A 23,158-nucleotide genomic window follows, 5' to 3' on the forward strand; every position below is an offset into this window, starting at 1 on the left:
CCTATAATAAGAGGATTGACCTTTATATAATGACATTGTAGAGCAACAAACAAAATAGGGAGGTCAATAGATATGATGAAAAGAAAGCAAGTATCAGTAGCGGTAGGTTCTCTATTAATAATGTCCATGGCGCTTAGCGCTTGCGGTACAAAGCAGGAAGCACAATCAACGGCTTCTGTTACACCATCAGCCACAGCCGCAGCGACTCAGAAGCCTGCAGAAAAGGTAACTCTCCGGATTTCTGCTGTTTATACGCCTGAACATCCTTTTGGACCAGCCATTGCGCAGACGATTGACGAATTCACCAAGAAACATCCGGAAGTTACGGTTGAAAAAGAGTTTGCAGCCGATCCCTCTCAAAAACTGAAAGTCGACCTGGCATCGGATAATTTACCCGAAATATTTACAGTATATGGATTGGCTGCTGATAATGACTATGTGAAAAATAAAAAAATATTAGAATTGACTAGTGTCCTCAATGCGGATTCCAAGTGGAAAGACGGATTTATCGCAGGGGCTTTGGATAACTATAAATTAGGTACCGAAGGATACTATGCTGCGCCAATTGGTGCATTTGTCACTGGATTCTATTACAACAAAGAGTTATTTCAAAAGGCAGGTGTAGAACCGCCAAAGACATGGAATGAACTTCTAGCAGTTATTAATAAACTCAATGGTTCGAGTATTACGCCTTGGTCACTTGCCGCAGAAACTTGGAGAACCGAGCATTTATTCACAGCAATCTCCTATAAACTGAATGGCACTCAATTGTCAAAGGATTTGGCTGAACGTAAATTGCCGTATAATTCGCCACAAGTCATTGATGTGTTCAGCAAAATGAAAGACCTTGTAGATGCAGGTGCGTTCGGTAAAAATTATATCGGTGGGAAGTATGCGGGTGAAATCGCGGATTTTAATAATGGGAAAGCAGCAATGCGATATTCGGGCTCTTGGACGATTGGTGAATCGACTGGAAAAGACGCGCCTGCAGGGTTTAAAGATAAAGTCGGATTCTTCCCGTTCCCTTATTTTGAAGGCAAAGAAGCAAATAAAGATACTTGGATGGGCGGCACCTCTGACGCATTTGCCATCTCTAGTAAAGTAACTGGACATCAAAAAGATATGGCGATTGAATTGGTAAAAGCATTAACAAGTACAGCTACGTCCAAATTAATTCAAGAAACAGCTCATGACCTGACTGCTGTAAAAGCAGACGTTGACCCAGCGAAAGCGGGACCACTAGTAGCTGAGGTTTCGAAAGCTATGTCTACAGGTAAAACGTTCGCTGGCGATGCGATTGGACCAGAACCTGTTAAGGCCGTAAATACCAAGTTTTATGATATTACGTTAGAAGTGTTTGGCAAACATACGACACCACAAGATGCTGTCAAACAAATGGATGATGCGATTGCAAAGAATAAATAACGAATAGTCAATAGGCGTAGAAGTGAATTGACTTTTACGCCTATTCTATATTTAGAGAGAGATGGAGATGAAATCAACATGGAAAGATTACAAAAGCAATATGTACGGATTGTCTTATTCCTGTTACCAGCTCTGTTTTTTTATACAGCATTATTAGTCTACCCTATCTGCAAATCTTTTTATTTGTCCTTCCACAGCTGGAATGGAATCGGCGGAGTCGATATGATCTACGTCGGATTCCATAATTATAAGCAAGTCCTTTCTGACTCCGAATTTTGGAAACCTTTTCGTAATACGATGTATTTTATGGTTTTGAATATTGCTATTCAAATCCCAATGGGTTTCTTGTTGGCTGTGTTATTAAACATGAAAATTAAGGGAATTCGCATTCTTAAAGCGGCATTTTTTATGCCAGTTATTATGTCCGCTACATCCATCTCACTTCTGTGGCAGTTCATTTTGTACCCTCAAAGTGGATTACTTGATTCGCTGCTAATCAAATTGGGAAAAGGAGATCTTATACATGCTTGGCTCGTCGATCCGACAACGGTATTAAATGTAATCGTACTCGTTAGCTGTTGGCAGGGTGTAGGAATTGTCATGATTATTTTTTTATCAGGACTTGTCTCTATTCCGGATTCTATCGTTGAGGCTTCAAAAATCGATGGTGCGAATGCCCTTCAAAGATTATGGCATGTTGTGGTTCCTTTAATTTGGGAAGCTCTGAAAATAAATGTTGTTTTATTGCTCATCGGATCGTTGAAAGCATTTGATATTATTTATGTGCTTACAAATGGCAAGGCAGGTATAGATCACGCTGGGGATGTATTGACCACTTTTATGTTTACCGAAGCCTTTACCAATGGTCGTTTTGGGCCAGCGAGTGCGGTATCCACGATTATCTTCTTATTTGGATTCATCATTACAATCATATCCAATCGTGTCATGAAGCGTGATACCTTAGAATATTAGGAGTTGGAACTTAATGGAGACAATACGTGTCAGAAACATAGATGTTGGAAAGATAGTTATTTATGGCGCATTGCTGATTGCTTCACTTATCTTTATTTATCCCTTAATTTATACACTGATTACTTCTTTAAAAATGAATAACGAAATATTTACCAATTACTTTGGCTTGCCTAGTGTATTTCAATGGGAGAATTATAAGAATGCATGGGTAAAGGGGAAAATCGGGAAGTACTTTTTTAACAGCCTATTTTTGTGCGGGACCTATGTTGTGATCGGGTTGCTATTCTCTACGATGGCGGCTTTCGTCTTAGGCAGATTTAAAGCCCGCTATCTTGCGTTTATCTTCTTTTTCTTTGTTGCTGGAATGATGATTCCGATCCACGCCGTATTGATTCCGCTTGCTCAAATTTATGTCTCTTTAAAGGTGAACAGCTATTTATTTTTGATTTCCATTTACATCGCAGGCGGCATTCCGTACATGATCTTTGTTATCACAGGATTCATGAAATCACTCCCTGCTGAATTAGAGGAAGCTGCAATTATGGATGGAGCAGGTCTAGGTACGATTTACTACAAAGTCATTCTGCCACTGGCCAAACCCGCGATTTCCACGATGGCGATCTTAGGCTTCTTGTCTTCATGGAATGATTTAATTCTTGCCATGCTTTTTATCAAAAAAGAAGCTTTGCGTACCTTATCTTTAGGATTAATGAACTTTTCAGGTTTTTTTACAACGGATTATGCTGGTCTCTGCGCGGCTATCATTATTGTTAATATTCCCACAATTCTCATTTACATTTTATTGCAGGAGTATGTAGAGAAAGGTCTGACCGCCGGTGCGGTAAAAGGGTAAGGAGTTGAGAAACGATAGACAGAAACAGAAACTGTTCTCATGAATCATGCGGATCTTTGGTGGCAAGGGATTACACCTGATCTTCCGGATATCAGCGGCAAATTACCGCTTGTTCGTGAACTCTTGAAGCAAGAAAGAGCCAGAGAAGCAGATCGGGTTTTACCGAGCAAAGAAGTTACTAAGAACAGAAGAACGGCACGAAACATTCCAGCGATTGGCGGGATATGGGCTTGACGATCGACCTGCCTTGGGCGCCTTTTCAGATTGATGCGAATATGGGATGGAGTGCCGTTGTACAGGATATGCTGATGATCTCAACGCCTGGGAAAATCCGTATTCTTCCTGCATTACCGGGCAGTTGGGTACGTGGCGAAGCAGGCCCATTGCTTGCACATAGCGGTATTGAAGTTTTGATCAAGTGGGATATGACCCAAAAGGAAGTGCAAGTAACTCTGCATGCTGCTAAAGCTGACCAGACGATAGAGTTGGTTGTAGGTAACGAGCGAAAGCAATTACAGGTAATAAGAAACGAGCCGTTTGAATGCACTTTCCAATTGCATAATTAGGAGAAGTTCGTTTCTGATCGGATAATTGTACTTTACATGATGATTCGAAGAGAGGGGAGTCGTGAATAATTTGAGCAGCATGGAAGAAAAAATAAATGAGCCTGCACTCATCCATGGAATTATTAAACCAACGCAACAATCAGGTCAAGGGGTTGTCAGTATAAGGGCGCAAACTTCAATCATTACGGAGACGCCTCAACCAAATCATTATTCGGGACTGGAACATTTCAAACAAGCTGAATGGGATAAGCACTCCTTCGCAACGCCTGATGAAATGGAGTGGTGGATCGATGCGAAATTCGGAATGTTTATTCATTGGGGACCTTGTTCCCTTGTAGGAACTGAAATCGGATGGTCCCGTGGTGGTACAAGAGGACCCGAGAAACCTGGAGACGAAGTGCCGGTAGAAATTTATGACAATCTGTATAAACAATTTAATCCCATAAGATTCAATGCGGATGAATGGGTGGAAATTGCGAAAGAAGCAGGTCAAAAGTATGTCGTCTTTATTGCTAAGCATCATGACGGTTTCTGCCTTTGGGATACGAAAACGACAGAGTACAACATTATGCATTCCCCTATAGGACGTGACGTGCTTAAAGAGCTGGCTGTAGCATGTGAGAAGGCAGGTTTGGCGTTTGGCATTTATTTTAGCCAGCGGGATTGGTATCATCCCGATTATTTTGGAGAACATCACGGGCGGTTTGTTACTTACATGCATGAACAGGTCAAAGAACTTCTAACGAATTACGGGAAAGTCAGCATTCTTTGGCTAGATGCTTGGTATCCAAGCATGTTTATTCCCGAACACTGGGAAAGTATGGAACTTTATGATATGGCGCGGAAACTGCAGCCTGGTATTGTAATTAACAATCGATCATCTGTACCGGGAGATTATGATACCCCGGAAATGGTTATTGGTGCCTACCAAACGCATCGTCCATGGGAATCGGCAAACACAATTCATCTTGATAGTTGGTCATGGAATCCTACATGCGGTGTCAAATCCTTGAAAGAATGTTTGGATATTGTCGTTGGTTGCGCTATAGGTGGGGGGAATTTGCTTTTAAACGTAGGTCCGACTTCGGAAGGAAACATCGAATTAGAGCATGCTGAACGCTTCAAAGAAATCGGGAATTGGTTAAGCATGTATGGACATTCGATTTACGGCACGAGAGGAGGACCTGTTCCCTCAAGTGAATGGGGAGGGTGTACATGGAAGGAAAATAAAATTTATATACATGTGTTGTATTGGAAAGGAAATATGGAAGGAAGGGAATGGCATATTGACAACCTATTCATACCTGAGATAGAAAACAAGGTCATATGTTATAGTGTGATCACAGGTGGAAAAGCTTCTGTAAGACAAACAGCGGAGGGAATTGAAATTTCCATTTCCGACCAGTATCGTGACCCTTTGGATACCATTATCGAATTAACCTTCGAGCATGCCATTGAAGGAATTATCCCGGATCCAAGAAATGGTACAACAATAGTTTAATAGTAGCTAATTCAATGCAATGCCATCTATAAATGGTTTTGCATTGAGTGTTGCTTATGAAATGAGTTGGATGAACGGAATCAATGCCATAGCAAAATTAAATATTGCAACCGCTTACAATAAGCATGGACTACATTCAATGAAAGGGGGGATGCGGCTCGAAGATAAATAGTGCGCTTTGTAAGTACAAACCACTTCAAAGATTCAACTTTCAGAGGCAATTATCAGGTCAATCAATCTATTAGAACGGGAGATGCTTAATGAGAAAAAGCAAAGTCTTTTCATTATTAATGGCCTTATTCCTGGTATCAACAAGTTTTATTGCTTATTCCGGAGAAATTCATGCAGCTGTACAAAGTACTCTGTATGTTTCACCAGCCGGCAGCGGCACGGATTGTACGTTTGCTAGTCCATGTTCGCTTCAAACCGCTCAGACTCAAGTTAGAGCTGTAAACCAGAATATGACAGGAGACATTATCGTTTATTTCTTGGGCGGAACATACACATTGTCATCCACTTTCCAATTAAATGAAAGCGCTACCATTCATGACTCCGGTACGAATGGATTTAACATTATTTATCAAGCGTTTCCAGGAGCACATCCTGTTTTCAGCGGTGGCAAGCAATTAACCGGTTGGTCACAGTATGACGCGGGTAAAAACATTTGGCGTTCCTATGTCGGGCAGTCCACGGGAATTCTGCAAATGTACGTTAACGGTGTACGAGCATACGTTGCTCGTGGTGAGAATAAGCTTTCTGGTTTTTCCATCAATGGAACTCAATACATGACATTAGATGCTTTCAATGTACACAACGGCTCAACATCAACTATGGTGAATAACACGGATACAGGTATTACCTATTCCGGTTCGTGGAGTCTAAGCAATGGCAGAAACTCATATGGAGTCACCGACTACAATAATGACATACAGTACACATCAGCGAAATCTGCTTTTGCACAGTATACGTTTACTGGCACGGGTATCGATGTACTGGCTGAGACCGATCCTGCGCATTCGAACGCCGTGCAGGTGTACATCGATGGTGTATTAGATCAAACGGTCAGTGAAACGACCAGCACACGATTAGGTCAACAAACGATCTACAGTAAAACAGGATTATCCGCTGGCTCGCACACGATTAAAATTATCTATCCTGCAGGAGATTTAACGAACACCAATTCAAATTATAATATGTCTACATGGGGAAATCCGAGCCAAATCAGACTGGTTGGTCTCCATAGCGCGGCGTACTTTGGTTGCCCAGTTTCCTCAATTTCTGGCAGTTCAATTACTATGCAACAACCTTGTTGGCAAAATGCAAGGAATCCTCATTATGGTATAACTGGTATAGATTGGGTCGAAAACGCATACGAACTACTAAGCTCACCAGGCCAATTTTATTATAATATTACTGACGGCTACATGTACTACATTCCGAGGAGTTATGAGAATTTAAGCACTGCGACGGTGGTTGTTCCCCAAGTGGAACAATTAGTCAGCGGTTCGGGCGCTTTGGGAATGCCGCTTCACAATCTTAAGTTTATCGGGCTGACTTTTGAATATGGGACATGGTTGGCGCCGATGTCAAGCAACGGTGTGAGCGGTGGGCAAGGGGACTTTTATTATAATGAAAATGCAAGTTCAATTACCAACGGTAGCTACAACGAATTTTGGCAAACCATGATGAAAATTACTGGTAATGTGAGTTTTAGCAATGCCAACAACATCATCGTTCAGGGAAATGTATTTAGACATATGGGCGGTACAGGGCTTGTACTAGAGAATGCCAGCCAAAACAACACCGTCATTGGGAACAGCTTCTCGGATATTTCAGCTGGTGGAATTGAAATTGGAGACGTAAATGATTACGCGAACACGAGTTCTTCGATGCAGTCAAAAAACAATACGGTTCAGGATAACTATATAATAAATACCGGTGTGCAGTATCCTCAGACGACAGCCATTTTTGCAGGATACAACACTAATTTGCAGGTATTGCACAATGAGATTGATAATGCACCTTATTCCGGTATTTCCGTTGGCTGGGGTTGGGGAATGGAATCGTCAACACCGTATTCCAATAGCAATAATATCAGTTACAACAAGATAACGAATTCATTGTTCAGACTTACCGAAGGCGGAGCCATATATACGCTGGGTTACCAGCCAGACTCAATAATGTCGAATAACTATCTTAAAAATATATTCGATGTTTTTGGTTCCATAGGTTTGGATAATGGAACTAACTTCTACACCGTTAGTAATAATGTCATTCAAAATGTGAAAACATATTGGATTGGGGCGAATTGTTGCGCAGGTTATAATGCAATGAATAATACGGTAAAGGATAACTTCACGGACAAAAGTAATTCCAGTATTGCGAATGCATATGGAAATTCACTTACCAATACTACTTTAGTTACCAATGGAAACTGGCCGACTGCTGCAATGAGCATTATGAATAATGCCGGGTTGGAAGATGAGTATCAATATTTGAAAAACAAAGCAGGCGTCACTGCAGACGATACCGACCCGGGCATCACTTATTCCGGATCTTGGACGAGCGATCTAAATAGACGTCAGAATGGTCCGTTTGACTATCAAAACAGCGCGCATTACACCTCGACTTCAGGGGATTCTTTAACTTATCTGTTCGTTGGAACGGGTATCGACGTAATTGCCGAAACCAATTCGACTTATTCAAACAACGCGCAAGTGTATATTGACGGAGTTCTGCAACAGACAACTCTAAACGAACTGAGCTCTAGTTTGTTTAGCCAGCAGACTGTGTTAAGTGTATCGGGTTTAACGCCTAGTTTGCACGAAATTAAGATCGTAAACGGAACGAATAATAAACTGACTTTGGACGCATTTAAAGTTTATGGAAGTGTTGTTCCAATTTCGCAAGGTAAACTGTCCACCGCTTCCTCGAACTATTCGAACGAATATGACTCTTCCAAAGCTGTTGATGGCGATACGACGACTCGATGGGGGCAAGCCAGCGGAGATACTACACCTTGGGTGAAGGTTGACTTGGGTGCGGTTTATAAAATATCAAGTGTCAATACAAATTTTTACTGGATATCAGGCTTGGGAGTAAAATACAAAATAGAGTATTCGACAGATGATATCACTTATTTTATGTATTCGGATAAAACAGCTGCTTATGCAACACAGACATCAAATACAGATAAAAATGCGGGTTCGATTACTGCGCGATACATGAGGATTACAGAAACCGATACGCAAAGTCAAGGTGGGGGCATCTATCAATTCGATGTCTACGGATCTCCTGTCTCTCCTGTCTCTCTCGTAAATCTCGCCTTGAATAAAAATACAACCGTCAGCAATTACTACCAGAACAATTCCGCCTATAACGGAGCAAAGGCAGTTGACGGCGTAGGGACAACAAGATGGGCTACAGATGCTTCAACGACAAGCGCGACTTTGGAAGTTGATCTCGGATCAATCACTACTTTCAATAAAGTCGTGTTCAAAGAAGACAAGGACTACGGCAATCGCATAACTGGGTATAAAATTCAGTATTGGGACGGATCAAGTTGGCTAGATGCTTACACAGGAGGGACGCCTGCTGCCATTGAAACAGTTACGTTTCCATCCGTAAATGCAAGCAAAGTAAGGCTCAACATTACGAACGGGATGAATGGCCCGACGATCTGGGAGTTCGAAGTTTACTAAATTTGAGGGGGATGTTCAATGAGAAAAAACAAAATCTTTTCATTTTTAATGGCTCTAATACTAGTATCTTCAAGTTTTATTGCTTATTCCGGAGAAGTTCATGCAGCTGTACAAAGTACGCTTTATGTTTCACCAGCCGGCAGCGGCACGGATTGTACGTTGGTTAGTCCGTGTACCCTTCAGACCGTGCAGTCTCAAGTTAGATTGATCAACCAGAATATGACCGGAGATATCGTCGTTAACCTCTTGGACGGTACATATGCGCTATCGTCCACTTTCCAGCTGCAAGAAAACGCGACCGTTCATGATTCAGGTACGAACGGGTATAACGTGATTTATCAAGCGAACCCAGGAGCGCATCCGGTCATTAGCGGAGGAACGTCGCTTACGAATTGGACGCAACATGACGCGGGTAAAAACATTTGGCGTTCCTATGTCGGGCAGTCCACGGGCATTTTGCAAATGTACGTAAATGGCGTACGGGCAAACGTTGCGCGCGGCGAATACAATCCCAATGGAATCAGCATTAATGCAAGTTCAAGTAAATACATGTTATTGGACGCATTTAAAGTTTACGATGGCGCATCGACTTCCATCGTTCCCGACAATGACACGAATATCGTTTATACGGGTAGTTGGGCATACAGTACTTCAAGAGGATTAAATGATCTTAACAATGACGTGCACTATACGACAACGTCCGGAGATTCCGCGCAGTATACGTTTACAGGGACGGGAATCGATATTATTGCCGAGAAACATCCCGATTATATCGATAACGTAAACGTATTCATCGATGGAACATTCGTTCAGAAGGTGAGCGAATACACTAGCGGTGCGCGCCAAGTTCAGCAACCTATATTCAGCATTACCGGCTTGTCCGCGGGTACGCATGACATTCGAATGGTTAACGGACCGTCTCCTGACCTTTCCATCGTTAATCCAACTAATCCGATATATTCCAATATGTCAGCTTGGGGAAATCCAGATCAAATCAGAATCGCGTTAATGGTAAGCGCGCAGTTCAAGAGCTGCCCCGTATCCTCTATTACGGGCAATTCCATCGTCATGCAACAGCCTTGCTGGCAGAATTTTACGAATCCCCACTCGGGCGTGAGGAGCGGTGGCATAAGTTGGATCGAAAACGCATATGAACTTCTGAATGCGCAGGGTTATTTCTATTACAATGTTACAGACGGGTACATGTATTACATCCCAAGAAGCTTTGAGGATTTAAGCACCGCGACGGTAATGATTCCGCAAGTTGAGCAAATAGTCAGCGGAACGGGAGCATCGGGTACGCCGTTGCATCATATTAAGCTGATCGGATTGACCTTCGAGTATGGAACCTGGCTGGGGCCGTTATCTAGCAACGGTATTGGCGGCGGTCAAGCCAATGCGATTTGGAACGAAAATGCGAGAACACTAACGAACGGCTCTTACAATAATTATTGGCAAACAATGAAAAATATCGACGGGAATGTGGAATTCAATAACGCGAGTAATATCGCGATCGAGGGGAATACGTTTAGACATCTAGGCGGGACGGGGTTGTTGTTCGAGAACGCGAGTCAGAACAATACCGTCGTAGGAAACAGTTTCTACGATATTTCCGCCGGCGGTATTCATATCGGCGACGTGAACGATTACGCGAATACGAATGCCTCGCAACAAACGCTGAATAATACCGTTGCGAATAACTACATTACGACGACTGGCGTACAGTATCTGCAGACAACCGGCATATTCTCCGGGTATACGAAAAACTTGCAACTGTTGCACAATGAAGTAGACAATATGCCGTATTCAGGAATTTCTGCAGGTTGGGGCTGGGGGCTTGAGCCATCGACGCCATACTCAAGCGACAATGCTATTAATTACAACAAAGTGTCGAATGTCATGATGTATTTGCACGACGGAGGCAGTATCTATACGTTAAGCCGACAACCGAATTCATCGATCGCTTACAACTATATTACAGGCGACTATGCGCCTTACGGTGCCATCTATCTAGACAATGGGACGAATAACTTTAGCGTGAATAATAACGTGGTTAAGAATTATGTTCCCTATTGGTATTTTGCTCAAAACGGCGGACCCGTTGCCTCGAATAATGTGGCTAACAACAACTTCACCGAAAACGGCGCGACGTGGGGAAGTCCAAATTCTAACGGGAACAGCTTGACGAACACGACTGTCGTAACCAACGGAAATTGGCCTACGGCTGCCGTTGACATTATGAACAACGCCGGATTGGAGTCGCAATACGATTATTTAAAAAACAATGCCGGTGTCATTTTTGACGATAGTCTTTCCGGTATTCTTTATTCCGGCACGTGGAGCAACGACGTAAACAGAAAGTCATCAGGGTCTTATTACGACTTTCAGAATACGGGTCACCTTACATCGACTTCGGGTAGTTACTTGGAATATGAATTCTACGGTTCAGGTATTGACGTGATTTCTGACATCGGGCCGTCGAATACCAACAATGCTTCGGTATATATCGACGGCAACTTAGATAAAACGATAAGCGAGAATACGACGAATCGCTTTGTTCAGCAAACGGTCTATCGTAAAACCGGATTAGCGCCAGGGGTGCACAAGATTAAGATCGTAAATAATACGACTCAAAGTTTGATGGTTGATGCATTCAAGGTTTACGACTATTCCGAATACTCCTCGAATTTGGCGCTCAACAAATCGGTTGCGGTGAGCGATATCTATCAAAACGACGCCACATATAGCGGCGCTAAAGCGGTGGACGGAAGCGATACAACGAGATGGGCAACGAATACAGGAACGACTGCCGCAACCATGGAAGTGGACTTTGGAGTGAGCACCGCGTTTAATCAAGTTATCATTAAAGAGTACAAGGCTTATGGTAATCGGGTCGCAGGCTACAAAATCCAGTATTGGAACGGTTCCGGTTGGGTCGATGCCTATACGGGTACGACATTGGCGCCGGTAGAAACGATTACGTTTCCAACGGTAAACGCAACGAAAATGAGGCTTAACATCACAAGCGCAACCGCTGCTCCATCCATCTGGGAGCTTGAAGTTTACCAAGTTCCGCTACCGCCTGTTAACCTCGCGTTAAATAAATCGGTTACGGTGAGCAACTTCTACCAGAACAATGCAACCTACAATGGTGGAAAAGCAGTAGATGGTCTTGGAACTACAAGATGGGCTACGGATACCGGAACAACTAGTGCAACGATGGAAGTGGATTTCGGAGTTGATACCACATTTAATCAAATCGTTATGAAAGAATACAAAGATTACGGCAATAGGATCACAGGTTACAAAATTCAGTATTGGAACGGTTCCAGTTGGATTGATGCCTATACGGGTACAATTCCGGCTGCAACGGAAACGAATACATTTACGACAGTAACCGCAAGTAAAGTTAGGCTAAATATAACGAGCGCAACCGCTGCTCCATCGATTTGGGAGTTTGAAGTGTATAATCACTAGAATAATTTAATTGAAGTTGAAGCGATTTATCGGTGCACAGACTTAAAAGAACAAAGGGTACAAGTGGAAATTTAAAACCCTTTGTTCTTTTTGTGCGATCACTTACTATAATCATGTAACTAAGAAGTTTCCATGAAATCGCTCTAAAGAGGTAAATTCAACAGACGATAGTACGTACAGCATGTATTATGATCATACTGGAAGCTTTACCACACAGGCTTCGAACACGGATACCAATGCAGTATCAATCACTGCCAGATACATGAGAATCACACTAACGGCTACGCAAGGACAAGGCAGCAGCATATATGAATTCAAAGTATATGGAAGCTTAATTCCGATTTCCCAAGGGAAAACGGCAACCGCTTCATCGATCTATTCAAGTTCCTACGATGCTTCCAAAGCTGTTGACGGCAGTTCGTCGACACGTTGGGCGCAAGGCAGCGGATTGGCAGATCCATCTTGGTTAAAGGTGGATTTGGGAGCGAACTATTCGATTTCTAATGTGAATACGACTTTCTACCAACAGTCGGGATTAGGTGGAAAATATAAAATCGAGTTTTCAACAGATGATAGTACTTACTCTATGTATGTTGACCATACTGGAAGCTTTACGACACAAGATGCGTAATGGGTAACAATTGCTTTGGGTGAATGAAAGCAATCATACAAAGAAGAAGCGTCAAGGTGTTCACGCATCGGGCTGCTTCTTTTTTTTATCCAAAAAAAATCAACATTTCCACCAAATTTACTTGTATATGAAGTGAAAAGCGTACTTTATATAATATTATTAATCACTCTTTAAAATCTGATCAATTTATATATTTATTAATAAAGGATAGAAGGGAGTTTATATATCGTGAACAGAAACTTATCGAAGAATATGTATCCCTCATCCTATTGGGGAGCAAAATGGCGAGAGGCTATACCTGTTGGCAATGGTGTACTAGGGGCTTCTGTCTACGGAGGTGTTTATAAAGAAACGATATTACTAAATCATGCGGATTTGTGGACACAAGGAATCACGGCTGACCTCCCCGATGTAAGCGGCAAGCTTCCGCATGCTCGTGAATTGTTAATTCAGGGAAAAGCTGAAGTAGCTGACCACGTGCTTTCCAATGCATTAACAGAAGCGGGGTATAACGCTGAACATGCGCTGCCTCTGCCACTAGGTGATTTGCATATCATCATGCATGAAAGTAAAGGTTTCCAAGATTACAGTAGGGCGTTGAATATGGATACTGGTGAAGTAACCGTTTCTTGGCTCGAAGGAACAGCTAGGTATGAAAGGGTTTTGTTTGCGTCCCGTACGGATGACATCCTTGTTTATGAACTTCGATGTTCAGAGCCTGGTCACATTTCTTATATCATGAAATTTGATTTACATGGCAATGGAGAGCCAGAACCATTCAGAACGGCATTGGAGCTTTCATTAGCAGAGAATAAACATACTTATGGCGAAGAAAACAATCTTTACTATGCTGTGAAGAATGATAGTGGAATGGATTTTGGAGCCGTAGCAAGAGTTGAGTTAGACGGTGGAAGCATCTCGGATAAGCATGGTTCCTTACAAATCAAAGATGCCAATCGGGTTTTGATCTTCATTCGACTATTCGTGAATGGTGAAAGGAATCAACAATGGAAGAGGTTGAAAAGAGAACTCAGCGGAATAGATTCTGATTATTCTACTCTTTTGGAGCGACATGCCTGTGAACATTCTCGATTGTTTCATGCGATGAAGTTTGATTTAGGTGCCCAGGACAGAGATAAATATAATGAAGAATATCTGATGGAAGCGTATAAGGGGAAACAATCTTTAGCGCTGATGGAAAAAATGTGGTCATTTGGTCGTTATCTGCTTATTTCCAGCACGCGTGAAGGCGGACAGCCTTGCCACCTGTATGGATTATGGTGCGGAGAATATAACGCATTATGGGCGTTTCATATGGTCAATTTAAATTTGCAAATGATCTATTGGCAAGCGTTAAGCGGTAATATGCCGGAGCTATTGCATCCTGTATTTGATTATATGGATGGTAAGTTGGAGGATTTCAGAACCAATGCTAAACAATTATTCGGCTGCAGAGGGGTTTTTGTTCCAGCGCCGACCACACCTGAATCCGGTTTGATGAAAATTGTGTATCCTCACATTATCCATTGGATTTCGGGTGCAGGCTGGATTGCTCAATTCTATGTGAAGTATTATCAGTATACGTTAGACGAAGAATTTCTTCGTGGGCGTGCCTTGCCGTTTCTTTATGAAACCGCATTGTTCTATGAGGATTATTTCACGATTGGCGAGGATGGATTCATTGTCATTAGTCCGTCTATTTCCCCGGAAAACACGCCAAGTAATTATGTGAAAGCGTCGAATCTGGATGGTTATGAATCCGGCGGTGTCATGGAAACAACGATGAATGCGACTATGGATTATGCAGTAGCGAAGGAAGTGTTAACAAGTTTACTTACTCTGGCTCCATTAGTAGACATGTATGAGGATGAAATTGCAAAGTGGAGAGATATGTTGGTACGAATTCCGGCTTATCAAACGAATGAGGATGGAGCGATTCGTGAGTGGATGCATCCTGATTATGATGATAATGATCAGCATCGTCATTTGGCGCATATCTATCCGTTATTTCCAGGGTCAGAAATCGATATGGATAGCTCACCAGATCAGTATAATCCTTTCGTTAAAGCGGTTGAAAACCGTTCAAATGATGTAACACTGAGAGAACAATGTGCTTGGTCGTTTATGTATATTGCAAATGCCTATGCTCGTATGGGGAAAGGCGAAGAAGCAATCAAGTGTTTCGATAAGCTAAGCAGAGCGAATTTATTGAGCAACCTATTTACACTGTGTAATGATTGGCGCGATATGGGTCTGACGTTTGAATTGCCAATGGCGCCTTTTCAAATTGATGCAAATATGGGCTGGTGCGCTGTCGTTCAAGAAATGCTGATGCTCTCCACGCCAGGGAAAATTCGTGTTCTCCATAGCTTGCCTCAAAGCTGGGAGCAGGGTAAGGCAGGACCGATACTGGCGCATGGCAGTATAGAAGTTACACTTGAGTGGGATCTAAACCTAAAGGAAGCGCAAGTAAATCTATGTGCAACCAAGGTAGATCAGATGATTGAGTTAATTGTGGTTGAGCAAAGAACACAGATTGAGCTTAAAGCCAAGTCTCCTGTTCAATTAAAGTTCATCTTGTAAAAGAAGTGGTTGAGCAGAGTGTTATTCTGATCAACCACTTTTTTGTCTTATAGCGAATTATGATTTGCCGATAATGTTGTCATAGAACCGTTTTGATTTTTCGAAAAAAGCATGGATCGAATGAATAGAATAATTTGCGATTAGTGTGCTTTTTTTCATGTTGTATCAACAAACTTACCAGGTGATACGCCCATAACTTCAGAGAAGACAGTTGTAAAGTAATGGACGTTATCAAAGCCGGTCTCCTCCGAGATTTGTTTTATTGTATTTCTGGTAGTTGAAAGCATTAAAGCTGCCTTACGGATTCGTTCATTACGGACGTATTCTTTAAATGTTTGTCCAAGATTATTTTGAAATATCCGAGCCAATTGACGTCCGGATATATGGAGGTAATCAGCTACGGCAGCTTGGGTCAGAAAGCGAGATGCAAGGTTATCTTGTATATATAAAATGGCATGATTGATGCTTGCCTCGGAAGAATTATTCATATTCCGTTTTTTCCGAAGCCCTGCCTTATCTGATTGTTCAATAAAGACATTGGTGAATGAGGTAAGTAATGCAATGGAAAGGGCTTGGATGCTATCTTGAAAAAGTTTCTGATTCTCTTGAGTTTGCAGTAATAATGCCTCCCAAATGCGAATCGTAGTCGTATCTGCTGCATCAGATATGATTATTTTTGTTGTTGCTGCCATTTGGCGAAATAATTCAATAGCTGCTGCTGAAGATTCTTCCTCAAAGAGTTCGAATGAAACAAAAATTAGGAAGAGCGATTGGCCGTTACTAATTTGATGCTTGATATTTGGGCGTGAAATAAACAATGTGTGTTTGAGCAATGGATATTCGATCCCCAACTCCGAATAGATGCCAACCCCATCAAGGACATAACAGATCTCAAATATCGAGTGCTGATGAATAGGTGTATCGATATGATCTTGTACCCCACCCCAATAATGAACACGGAATGTCGCATCTTTTCCTATTAATATAGGCGTATTCAGATTCAAACGACGCATTCCTTCTATATAAACGGATGAAGAGATAGACATGGCAGCATCCCCTTTTTGTATATGGAAACAATGTCCGTTAATTATAAAAAACATGTCGAGTTTTTGCAAATACATGGACAGTCTAAGCGCTTACAATAAGAGCATCGTATACTAAATTCGATTTAGAAAAGAGGATATTGGAAATGTCTAAGATTAAAGAAGTATTGATTTTACATCATAGTCACTTGGATGTTGGATATACCCATGCTCAACCGATCTTATTAGAAATGCAGAAGGAATATATTGACCAAGCGTTGTTACTATGTGAGTCCACGGAGCATTGGTCAGAATCGAATAAATTTCGGTGGACCTGTGAAGCCACTTATCCTGTTTTACTATGGTTGGAACTAGCAACGGAGAAGCAGATTACGGATTTTAAACGATTTCTGGCTAATGGCCAAATGAGTATAGCCGCTACTTACTTACATACGACTCCGCTTTGTACGCCAGAGCAGATTACGAGAATGCTTTATCCAATTAGAGAGTTACGTGAACGATTAGGCTGTGAAATTAAATGCGCCATTAATCATGATATTAACGGTCAGCCTTGGCCTTACAGTCAATTATTACTTGATGCCGGTGTAGAGTTTTATATCACGGGTATTAATATTCATATGGGCGGCATTCCACTAACACGCCCTTCTGCATTCCATTGGCAAGCACCAGATGGCAGAAAGCTGCTCTCATTCAACGGCGAGCATTATTCGCTGTTTTCGCAAATCTGTTATCCCGAGAATAATTCTACCGATGATGTTGCAAAAGGATTAACCAAGTATTTAGAGAAAATCGAAGCAAATCCGGACTACCCATTTGATTTTATTTATTTGACCTCAACGAATATTCCTGCCTATGATAACAATTCTCCGGATAAAGAGCTGGCCGAATTGTTTAAGGTATGGAACGAGGAACAAAGGGAGATTACCCTATCCTTTGTTACGCCAGAGCAATTATATGCCAAAGTGAAGAAGCAGGAAACTCGTCTGCAGACGCATGCTGGCGACTGGACGGATTATTGGAACTTCGGTTCAGCTAGCTCAGCGAAAGAAACGAAGTTGAATCGCCGAACCAAGCAAGGAATGAAAGCCGTAGATCTTTTAGAAGCATTTGGAGCCAAAGGCAGCGCGTCTTATGTGAAAGCTAAAAAACAAGCATGGGATCAAATCAATCTCTACGATGAGCATACTTGGGGAGTTTGGTTTTCCATAGCTGATCCCAATGCATTGGATACCGATATTCAATGGGCGCACAAAGCGCATTATGCTTATTTAGGCAATAGTTTAACAGGCTATTTATTGGGGACACAAATGGAGAAATTAGCAGACAATCCGCAACAATCGAGAGAGCCGGAAGGGATAATGCTTGTGAATCCATCTTCTGTACCTATTAAATATGACATAAAGATTCCTTCTAGCTACTTGGAGAAAGGACGTCATCTCTATGATCTCAGATCGCGTGAAGTGCTGATGAACAACGAGTCAAATAATTCGGTAGTCAGCTATGGTACGGTTGAACTGCCTGCGTTTAGCTGGTTGAAACTGCCAATTAAAGCTTTGCAGGAAGCTGAGTATTCCGAAGCTCTTGAAATAAATCCAGGTGAAATCAAGGATTTTGTCGAGCCGTTTTCACCAGTCAAAACTAAGAATGGTTTAGTCATGATCGAGGAGGGGCTGATTGAAACCCCTTTCCATAGGTGTTCGTTTGATCCATCAACAGGTCGAATCTTAAGTTTATACGATAAAGGGCAGAATTGGGAGGTTCTTGACTCCAATAGTCCCTACAGTTTGTTCCAATATGTCCAGGAGACGATTGATCCCCTCTATCATCCGAATCATCGCAGAACCTTATTTCCAAGAGATATTGAAAAAAGTAATAACAGCATAAGCTGCTGGAACAATGATTGGAAGGCTAAGCGCGAAACCTATACCCAATTCAAGTCATGTAAAGTTGAGCGTAGCGCGAATAGCACGACCTTGATCTTACAATGGGATGCCTTTGGTGTAGATAATTTAGAACAGAGTTTTACTTTCTTCAGTTACCGTGATGATATTGAAATGAAGGCATCCTTCTATAAACAAGACATAACGACACCAGAAGGCACTTACTTTGCCATTCCTTTGAATGTTCAAGAATGGCGTTGCCACTATGATACAGCTGGACAATGGGTTGAACTGGATGCTGAGCAGCTGCCAGGCGTATGCAGGGATTATCTTACGGTTGACAAGAGCGTTTCTGTCTACGACGATCAGCATGGTGTAACTTTGGTCTGTTCCGATGCGCCGCTTGTACAAGTGGGGGACTTTAATTTCGGTAAAGAGCAGAGAAGCATTGATAAGCAGACCAATCCACTCTTGTTAGCTTGGCCGATGAACAATTACTGGGAAACCAATTTTAGAGCGCGTCAACCTGGATATCATACATTCACATATTACTTGTCCACCTTTAAATCCTTTAAACAAGCTGAAGTTATGGAGTCTGCTATAAGAGCAGTATCACCAATTCTTACCTATCCCGTTATTCATTGCAAAGAGGAGGAAGCAGGCCAATTCCTTCAAGTGATTGGGGAAGGTGTTCAGGTATTCGATGTAAAGCCAGCTGAGGAAGGTGCGGGAATCGTAATTCGTCTAAGTAATTGTACGGACCAACCCGTAGATGCTCAGCTTAATTTTCCCAACAAAAAGATAATCGCCGCCTATCAAACAAATGCTTTAGAAGAAATACAAAGTGAAATAAAGAACGTTCGGAATGAGACGCTTGAAATAAGTCTTCAAGCAAAACAAATGCTTTATTTCAATATAATTCTTAACCGATCGGACCGATAGATGCCCCCTATATTTCGGCAAGGCGCATTACTGGCGATGTGAATGCATCTCAGATCTGGTTCATTTATATTTGAAAAATAACCATTCAGCAACTGCTGTATGGTTATTTTTATTGTGAAATTGGGAATGCTGAATGAATTATAGCAGCCCCAAATCCCAAATTGTTTCAAATACTTTGTTAGCTGCATTTCTTTCCAGCAATATTGTGCTAGTGATCCGAATTATTATCTAGAGCGCAATCCATAATGAGCGATTATACTTTGTTTACAGCAGCTTATCTCAAAGGAACATTGCTATTTTGAAAACGCTTAAATAGCTTTGAAAACTAAGAAAAGGAATGGATTGTATCACTTTATTCGTCACATTCCATAAGGATCAGAGCAGTCTGGTTCTAAATTGGAAAGCAAAATCGTGCTAGTTAATTAACATTACGGAAGGGGGCGCATTCACTCTTAACCTGATAAAATTGTAGAAAAAGATGAACCAGACAAGAAATTTTAAAATTCGATTTTCAAAACGGGGGGTTACTCAATGTCCGTACAATTATCCATGAAACCTTATAAGATTGATGATGCTCCACTCAATAAGTTTCATCTGAAAATTACAGCGCTTACGTTTGGATCTAATTTTTCCGATGGATATGCTCTTGGTATTATAGGAATGGCTCTAACTTTGATTGGACCTCAAATGAACCTTAGCCCGATTTGGAGTGGATTAATAGGAAGTTCAGCGTTGATCGGACTCTTTTTCGGCAGTCTGCTCCTCGGAGGATTATCCGACCGAATAGGCAGACAGAAAATCTTCCTTGCTAATTTCGTAGTCATTGCTTTAGCATCTTTCTTACAATTTTTTGTACAAGATCCTACGATTCTGTTCATCCTGCGTATATTGATTGGTTTTGCATTGGGTGGCGATTACGCGATTGGGTCGACGCTGCTTGCCGAGTTTGCACCTAGAAAGCATCGGGGCTTTTTACTCTCCTTCCTAAATGTTATGTGGACTGTCGGATATGTGGTATCAAACCTTGTCGGTTATTATCTGCTAAAGACCGGCCCGGATTCCTGGCGGTGGATGCTCGCAAGTGCGGCTATCCCGGCAGTAATCGTTCTTCTAATGCGGATCGGAACACCTGAATCCCCAAGATGGCTCATTAGCATGGGGCGTATGGAGGAAGCAAGGGAAATCGTGAAGAAGCATATCGGTCCACTTGCGGAGCTTGATGAAACGCGTTTGGATCATACCTCCAAAACGTACCGGTTTCAAGACCTTTTCGGAAAACAGCTTTGGAAGCGTACGGCATTTGGCGGTCTCTTCTATGTCTGTCAAGTGCTTCCCTATTTCGCAATTTATACGTTCCTACCGGATATTTTAGCTAAAATGGGATTTGAAGAGACGTTCCTTATGGACACGATTTTAAATTTATTCCTGCTTGTCGGTTCGATTGCCGGTCTGTGGTTTACCGAGAAATATTCGCGCAGAAGCTTTACGATTAACACGTTTATTATTCTTACAATCTCCTTGCTTGCGCTTACACTTTTACCTGCTGGTTCACACATCGTGGCTATTACGATCTTTTGTTTATTTACCTTCGTCATGTCAGCCGCTTCCAATCTTACCTTAGTATATCCAGCCGAGCTCTTTCCAACCGAAATCCGGGGATCTGGTGTCGGTGTCGTGACTGCAATAAGCCGCATCGGTTCGGCAGTTGGAACATTTCTGTTGCCGGTAACAATTAATTCCATGGGACTAACCCCTTCTATGATTGGTATGACAATAGTTCTGCTGATCGGGACCATTGTTTCCATTGCCTGGGCGCCGGAGACGAAATCACTTGCCCTGGATGATGACATCCAATATCATTAAAAAACTTTTACAAGAGATGTCTTCAGACATCTCTTGTATGCATTATTTAACCGACATCTATTCCCTAGTATGTATTGGTTTTAAAGGAGATGTTTTTCATGAAAATTGCTGCTGCTCCCATCCATCCTAAAGACATAAATAAAGTGATTCTTGGCGATCATCCGATCTCTATTTCCGAATTTGTTGCTGTGGCCCGTTATGGGGCAAGAGTATCTTTTTCACAAAGCTACTGCGATCGCGTCAAGCAATCCAGACAGCTTATCGAGAAATTTTTAAACGAAAACCGCATCATTTATGGCGTAACGACTGGCTTCGGGAGCAATGTGACAGAGATCATCTCAACCGAAGATGCCGAAACCCTGCAGCGCAACATTGTTAGATCTCATGCGGTTTCCGTAGGCGATCCACTGGAGAAAGAAGTTGTCAGAGCTATTCAACTTATGATGCTTATTCATTTGGGGCGTGGCTATTCCGGCGTCCGATTAGAACTGCTAGAGCTCATAGCATCGCTCTTAAATCAAGGAGTCACGCCGTTTGCTCCAGGCGATGGATCCGTCGGGTATCTTGCCCCGGAAGCACATATGGCGTTAGTGCTAATTGGGGAGGGCAAAGCTTGGCACAAGGAGGAACTCCTTCCAGGCAGAGAGGCGCTCGAGAGAGCAGGGTTAACCCCTGCGACATTAAGCTGTAAAGAAGGGCTGGCGCTGACTAACGGGTCGTCATCTGTCACAGCTATGGCCATATTAACCCTATTTAATGCCATTCAAGCGGTGAAAACAGCTGATATTGCGGGCGCAATATCATTCGAAGCTTTAAAAGGTACGATTCATGCCTTCGATCCAAGGCTCCATGCTTTAAAACAACATGAGGAGCAGGCCAAGACGGCACAAAATTTATTGCGAATCCTTAAAGACAGTGAAATTGCCGAAACGTATAAAAACTATCGCGTGCAGGATGCTTTAAGTTTAAGATGCATCCCTCAGGTTCATGGAGCTTCTAAAAGAAATTTGAAGGATGCCGCCTACACCATTAATAATGAGCTTAACTCTGTAAGTGATAATCCTGTTATTGTTCCCGAGGAAGACGACGGGATTGCCTTAATGGGAGGCAATTTTGACGGCACTTATGTCGGCATCCAGGCAGATATCATGTGTATAGCCATGGGTAATTTGGGAAAAATAGCGGAGAGACGAATCGATCGATTAGTGAATTTTCACCTGAGCGAGATGCCTAGTTATTTAGTGAGAAATCCGGGATTAAACAATGGATATATGATTCCTCAATATACAGCTGTTGGGCTGCTCGGGGAAATCAGGATTCTTTCTCATCCAGCCTCCGTAGAAAGTGTTCCCACTAGCGCCAATCAAGAAGATGTTGTCAGTTTCGCGTATGCGGCCTCGAAGAAAGCCTATCAGATTTCGAAGAAGCTGTCGTATATTTTGGCGATTGAATTAATGACGGCTGTACAAGCACTCGATTTTCATCGTCCGATGAAATCTTCTCCAGTTATTGAGGGGGTCTATAACCTGATACGAATGCAAGTGCCAACGGTGGAGGAAGACCGCTTTTTCTATCCGGACATCGTGACGATCTATCATCAAATTCATGAGGGCGACATCGTTAAGGTTGTTGAAGACATGATAGGTGAAATAGAATAAAATAAATGGAAGCAGTTTTCTCTGAAGTTTAGGAGCAAAGCGGCTTCCTTTTTTAAGGTAGGG

General features: G+C 42.2%; 14 protein-coding genes. 13 read left to right on the plus strand and 1 reads right to left on the minus strand.

What is annotated here, in order from left to right:
* Positions 1-72: 72 nt before the first annotated feature.
* The 10 genes from ASG93_RS02580 (at position 73) to ASG93_RS02625 (ending at position 15,709) form a co-directional block, all read left to right on the plus strand.
* Positions 73-1,425, plus strand: a complete 1,353-nt coding sequence (locus ASG93_RS02580; RefSeq protein WP_056828509.1) for an ABC transporter substrate-binding protein — start codon at positions 73-75, stop codon at positions 1,423-1,425.
* 78 nt (positions 1,426-1,503) lie between these two features.
* Positions 1,504-2,397 (plus strand): carbohydrate ABC transporter permease, encoded by an 894-nt coding sequence (locus ASG93_RS02585; RefSeq protein WP_056828512.1) that lies wholly within the window; start codon positions 1,504-1,506, stop codon positions 2,395-2,397.
* 13 nt (positions 2,398-2,410) lie between these two features.
* Positions 2,411-3,250 carry a carbohydrate ABC transporter permease gene (locus ASG93_RS02590; RefSeq protein ID WP_056828514.1) on the plus strand — a complete coding sequence of 280 codons (840 nt, stop codon included), beginning with the start codon at positions 2,411-2,413 and terminating at the stop codon, positions 3,248-3,250.
* 39 nt (positions 3,251-3,289) lie between these two features.
* Complete coding sequence (locus ASG93_RS02595; protein ID WP_056828516.1) at positions 3,290-3,484, plus strand: hypothetical protein; 195 nt, start codon at positions 3,290-3,292, stop codon at positions 3,482-3,484.
* Entirely contained in the window at positions 3,481-3,816 is a 336-nt protein-coding gene (locus ASG93_RS02600; protein WP_056828518.1) for a glycoside hydrolase family 95-like protein, read from the plus strand. Before ASG93_RS02595 ends, ASG93_RS02600 begins: the two co-directional genes overlap by 4 nt.
* A gap of 79 nt (positions 3,817-3,895) precedes the next feature.
* Entirely contained in the window at positions 3,896-5,317 is a 1,422-nt protein-coding gene (locus tag ASG93_RS02605; protein ID WP_235550729.1) for an alpha-L-fucosidase, read from the plus strand.
* 260 nt (positions 5,318-5,577) lie between these two features.
* A complete protein-coding gene (locus tag ASG93_RS02610; RefSeq protein WP_056828523.1) occupies positions 5,578-9,018 on the plus strand; it encodes a discoidin domain-containing protein in 3,441 nt (1,146 codons plus the stop codon).
* 18 nt (positions 9,019-9,036) lie between these two features.
* Positions 9,037-12,495 carry a discoidin domain-containing protein gene (locus ASG93_RS02615; RefSeq protein ID WP_056828525.1) on the plus strand — a complete coding sequence of 1,153 codons (3,459 nt, stop codon included), beginning with the start codon at positions 9,037-9,039 and terminating at the stop codon, positions 12,493-12,495.
* Between the two features lie 181 nt (positions 12,496-12,676).
* Positions 12,677-13,126 carry a discoidin domain-containing protein gene (locus tag ASG93_RS02620; protein WP_056828527.1) on the plus strand — a complete coding sequence of 150 codons (450 nt, stop codon included), beginning with the start codon at positions 12,677-12,679 and terminating at the stop codon, positions 13,124-13,126.
* Positions 13,127-13,354: 228 nt separating this feature from the next.
* Entirely contained in the window at positions 13,355-15,709 is a 2,355-nt protein-coding gene (locus tag ASG93_RS02625; protein ID WP_063891741.1) for a glycosyl hydrolase family 95 catalytic domain-containing protein, read from the plus strand.
* A 155-nt stretch (positions 15,710-15,864) separates the two neighbouring features.
* On the opposite strand, the gene ASG93_RS02630 is transcribed toward ASG93_RS02625, so the two are convergent.
* A complete protein-coding gene (locus ASG93_RS02630) occupies positions 15,865-16,755 on the minus strand; it encodes an AraC family transcriptional regulator (RefSeq protein ID WP_056828529.1) in 891 nt (296 codons plus the stop codon).
* A gap of 143 nt (positions 16,756-16,898) precedes the next feature.
* Between ASG93_RS02630 and ASG93_RS02635 the strand changes: the two genes are divergently transcribed.
* From ASG93_RS02635 to hutH, 3 genes are all read left to right on the plus strand, one after another.
* A complete protein-coding gene (locus tag ASG93_RS02635; protein WP_056828531.1) occupies positions 16,899-19,574 on the plus strand; it encodes a glycosyl hydrolase-related protein in 2,676 nt (891 codons plus the stop codon).
* Between the two features lie 531 nt (positions 19,575-20,105).
* The gene (locus ASG93_RS02640) at positions 20,106-21,437 is read left to right on the plus strand and encodes an MFS transporter (protein WP_056828533.1); all 1,332 of its coding nucleotides are present in this window, start codon (positions 20,106-20,108) and stop codon (positions 21,435-21,437) included.
* Between the two features lie 98 nt (positions 21,438-21,535).
* Positions 21,536-23,095: a histidine ammonia-lyase gene (gene hutH, locus ASG93_RS02645; RefSeq protein WP_056828536.1), complete on the plus strand. Its 1,560-nt coding sequence runs from the start codon at positions 21,536-21,538 to the stop codon at positions 23,093-23,095.
* Positions 23,096-23,158: the final 63 nt, after the last annotated feature.

This window comes from Paenibacillus sp. Soil787 (genome assembly GCF_001429545.1).
In the GTDB taxonomy this organism is placed as follows: domain Bacteria; phylum Bacillota; class Bacilli; order Paenibacillales; family NBRC-103111; genus Paenibacillus_E.

Bases quoted from the DNA above. Each gene is read 5' to 3' on its own strand.
- ASG93_RS02640 (WP_056828533.1), top strand. From the start codon at position 20,106: ATGTCCGTACAATTATCCATGAAACCTTATAAGATTGATGATGCTCCA.
- ASG93_RS02590 (WP_056828514.1), top strand. From the start codon at position 2,411: ATGGAGACAATACGTGTCAGAAACATAGATGTTGGAAAGATAGTTATT.
- ASG93_RS02630 (WP_056828529.1), bottom strand. From the start codon at position 16,755: ATGTCTATCTCTTCATCCGTTTATATAGAAGGAATGCGTCGTTTGAAT.
- ASG93_RS02615 (WP_056828525.1), top strand. From the start codon at position 9,037: ATGAGAAAAAACAAAATCTTTTCATTTTTAATGGCTCTAATACTAGTA.
- ASG93_RS02605 (WP_235550729.1), top strand. From the start codon at position 3,896: ATGGAAGAAAAAATAAATGAGCCTGCACTCATCCATGGAATTATTAAA.
- ASG93_RS02585 (WP_056828512.1), top strand. From the start codon at position 1,504: ATGGAAAGATTACAAAAGCAATATGTACGGATTGTCTTATTCCTGTTA.
- hutH (WP_056828536.1), top strand. From the start codon at position 21,536: ATGAAAATTGCTGCTGCTCCCATCCATCCTAAAGACATAAATAAAGTG.
- ASG93_RS02635 (WP_056828531.1), top strand. From the start codon at position 16,899: ATGTCTAAGATTAAAGAAGTATTGATTTTACATCATAGTCACTTGGAT.
- ASG93_RS02610 (WP_056828523.1), top strand. From the start codon at position 5,578: ATGAGAAAAAGCAAAGTCTTTTCATTATTAATGGCCTTATTCCTGGTA.
- ASG93_RS02580 (WP_056828509.1), top strand. From the start codon at position 73: ATGATGAAAAGAAAGCAAGTATCAGTAGCGGTAGGTTCTCTATTAATA.
- ASG93_RS02620 (WP_056828527.1), top strand. From the start codon at position 12,677: ATGTATTATGATCATACTGGAAGCTTTACCACACAGGCTTCGAACACG.
- ASG93_RS02595 (WP_056828516.1), top strand. From the start codon at position 3,290: ATGAATCATGCGGATCTTTGGTGGCAAGGGATTACACCTGATCTTCCG.